Origin of the sequence: Mesobacillus boroniphilus JCM 21738 (genome assembly GCF_000517385.1) — a bacterium.
Lineage (GTDB): Bacteria > Bacillota > Bacilli > Bacillales > Cytobacillaceae > Mesobacillus > Mesobacillus boroniphilus.
On sequence record NZ_BAUW01000179.1, the window covers coordinates 1 to 2,661 of the forward strand.

Annotated in this window: 4 protein-coding genes and 1 pseudogene; 4 read left to right on the plus strand and 1 reads right to left on the minus strand. The window is 45.3% G+C overall.

Annotation, left to right across the window (positions count from 1 at the left end):
• Positions 1–420: 420 nt before the first annotated feature.
• From JCM21738_RS21450 to JCM21738_RS21460, 3 genes and pseudogenes are all read left to right on the plus strand, one after another.
• Positions 421–792: pseudogene (locus JCM21738_RS21450) on the plus strand (fructose-bisphosphatase class II); the annotation flags it as partial.
• A 27-nt stretch (positions 793–819) separates the two neighbouring features.
• Positions 820–1,086 (plus strand): DUF3055 domain-containing protein, encoded by a 267-nt coding sequence (locus tag JCM21738_RS21455; protein WP_023626272.1) that lies wholly within the window; start codon positions 820–822, stop codon positions 1,084–1,086.
• A gap of 75 nt (positions 1,087–1,161) precedes the next feature.
• Positions 1,162–1,476 carry a hypothetical protein gene (locus JCM21738_RS21460; protein ID WP_035210216.1) on the plus strand — a complete coding sequence of 105 codons (315 nt, stop codon included), beginning with the start codon at positions 1,162–1,164 and terminating at the stop codon, positions 1,474–1,476.
• Positions 1,477–1,492: 16 nt separating this feature from the next.
• Here the strand turns inward: JCM21738_RS21460 and JCM21738_RS21465 are convergent, their stop codons facing one another.
• The gene (locus tag JCM21738_RS21465; RefSeq protein WP_023626270.1) at positions 1,493–1,783 is read right to left on the minus strand and encodes a YutD family protein; all 291 of its coding nucleotides are present in this window, start codon (positions 1,781–1,783) and stop codon (positions 1,493–1,495) included.
• Between the two features lie 158 nt (positions 1,784–1,941).
• Between JCM21738_RS21465 and JCM21738_RS21470 the strand changes: the two genes are divergently transcribed.
• Positions 1,942–2,640: a YhcN/YlaJ family sporulation lipoprotein gene (locus tag JCM21738_RS21470; protein WP_023626269.1), complete on the plus strand. Its 699-nt coding sequence runs from the start codon at positions 1,942–1,944 to the stop codon at positions 2,638–2,640.
• Positions 2,641–2,661: the final 21 nt, after the last annotated feature.

Here is a 2,661-nt window from a genome sequence, read left to right on the forward strand (position 1 = left end):
AATTCCGAGTTTTTCTTGACAGTTTTTCCTCTTCCCCTGCCAAACCTGTCCGAACTCCGCGCCACTTCTGACAGCTTTTCCTCTTCCGTGATTAAACCTGTCCGAACTTGAGCTATTTCTGACAACTTTTCCTCTTCCGCAACCAAAGCTGCCCGAACTTCGAGCCCATTCAAACCTGTCTGAAATTTTCTCGGGCTTTTATATTTTTCTTCACTAAGACAAAGTTCATAAAGATAAATTCAGAAATAAAAGGTTTTCTGGTAAGATTAATGTTGAGTGAGAATGCTGTCGAAAATGGAGGAGAAACATTTGGAACGCGAATTGGCACTTGAGATCGTCAGAGTTACGGAGGCTGCTGCGCTGGCATCTGCTCAGTGGATGGGCGGGACAAGAAAAATGAAGCGGATGAGGCTGCGTCATACAGGTGTCGATCTATTCGTGCGAATAGGCGGAGCACCGGAGGGAGTCATTTCTGCTGCTGCCATCAAGGCACTAGGCGGAGATATGCAGGCGAGGCTCGTACCGCAGACGATAGAGGAAGAAGAGCGTTGCATTGCAATGGGCTTGAAGGATCCAAGACAATTGCTGATGCTGCATGACCTTGTTTCTGGAGACGATGCGATTTTTGCAGCGAATGGCGTTTCAAGCGGTGAATTGCTCGGCGGGGTACGCTTCCTCGGCGGGGATCTTGTTGAAACTCACTCCATTGTCATGCGTTCAAAAACCAAGACAGTCCGTTACATCACAGCACACCATCATCTTGAACACAAGCCACACCTAGTGATGGTTTAAAAGAGATACATACTAAGGGGGATCACGATGACCGATCAATTTTTTTTATACGATGAAACCGAAGAAACAAAAACGCGTTATGTAAGCTTTGTAGGTGAAAATCAGCGCTTTGACCTTGCCATCATGCAGACAGGTCGGTACTATGGCAAAAGCATCGTGATGGATATCCAGGGAAGCCGCTTCGCCATCCTCGGCCAAGATGACCTTGCTGAAGAAGGTTATCTCGAATTTGCCTACAATCTATCTGAAGAAGACGCGGAGGAACTTCGCTCATTCCTGCGGCCTATCCTTTAAATCTGGAACGAACTGTTTGTTTGATTTGTCTTACCAAAGAAATACTAAGAGGACAACAAGCAAAGAGGTGAGTTCATGAGTAAGGAAGACAGCGAAAAGTACTCTGATTTTTCGAATGTTGAAAAGCAGCGCAACTATATTACGGCCGAAGACTTTCCAGAGGGCGCATATGGTTCTCCGTTCCGGAAGGATGAGCCTGTAGAAGGCAAAAGCACGCCGTGGCGTGAAGGGCAGCGGTCCTACAGTAACTTCAACTATGAGTTCAAGTCCCTTCATCAGGGAACACCAAGGAAAGAAGCGGGCGCCCACCCAACCCATGATGACCCGAATGAAAGTGAACAGCCGCCGTATAGCATCTATAAGAAACAAGAAATGCTCCAATCATCATGATTGGAGCATTTCTTCTTTATTTATCCTGGCCTTGTTTCGCGACCTTCTTGGCGACAAAATAAGCACAGCCAAAATTGCAATACTCATATAAGTACTCGCTGACGGTACTGATTTTTGTATCGAAAGTTGACTTCTGGTTTTGATCATCGAAAAAGCCTCTTAACCGAAGCTGTCCATATCCCCAGTCGCCAACAATATAGTCATATTTAGTCAAGATCTCGCTGTATCTGGCTCGAAATGCTTCTTCATTAAAGCCGTCCCTGCTTTCGTCCACTATTTCATAACATAAATTATTGATGCAAATCATCGGTAGGTCCACCTCTTTTTCCGTAACGATCTGAATAGTTCTCTGTACAATGGCAAGGCTGAAACCTTGTATTTTTCTTAATTATAACTTATTCCCCATCAATTACTAAGCAAAAAAAATAATTTCAGAGCCATTCTAATGATTAGGAGGTGTTTTAATTGAAAAAAGCAATAATGGCTCTTGGCATTTGTGGTACTGTCGCTTTGACTGGCTGTGGAGCAGGAAATGATAATGCCTCACCTGGCAACCGTGAAGGCCGGACTGGAATTTACCAGCAAAGCGGTAATACATTGAATGCCAATGACCAGCGTCTAGAATTATACAATGAGGATGGGCGAAAAGGGTTCAATGATAGAAGCGAGGACTTCGGGTATGTGCGCCATCAAAAAACAGGAGTAATGGGCGCGGACGATATGGAAAATGCGTACAGTGCAATCGACCGCGAGCAAATTGCGGACATGATCAGCAGGTTTAGTTTAATGGCACAGAATGTTGATGATGTGTCGACACTTGTAACCGACGAGGAAGTTCTGATTGTATACGAAACGGACTCCGAAAATCGCGACCAGACTGCGGACCAGGTGAAACGTATGGCGATGTCAGTGGTTCCGCGCTGGTTCCATGTTTACGTTTCAGACGACACGAGCCTTCGCAATGAGGTCGAGAACTTTGCCTCACTGGATACAGACAGCCGTGATGTGGACGATTTGGTCGATGGCGTCGTAAAACAAATGCTTAAATCTCCTCAAGGCCGTGACATGACCTCTGGTGAAAATGCAAATGGCGAAGCAGAGGGCGAATTGAATGAAGAAACAGATAAAGACGATATCTCAAGACAGATGCAACAAGGAAAATAAAGAAAAGAGTTCAGCATGGTG

Coding starts and splice junctions, on each gene's coding strand:
- JCM21738_RS21455 (WP_023626272.1), top strand. CDS start 820: ATGACCGATCAATTTTTTTTATACGATGAAACCGAAGAAACAAAAACG.
- JCM21738_RS21460 (WP_035210216.1), top strand. CDS start 1,162: ATGAGTAAGGAAGACAGCGAAAAGTACTCTGATTTTTCGAATGTTGAA.
- JCM21738_RS21465 (WP_023626270.1), bottom strand. CDS start 1,783: ATGATTTGCATCAATAATTTATGTTATGAAATAGTGGACGAAAGCAGG.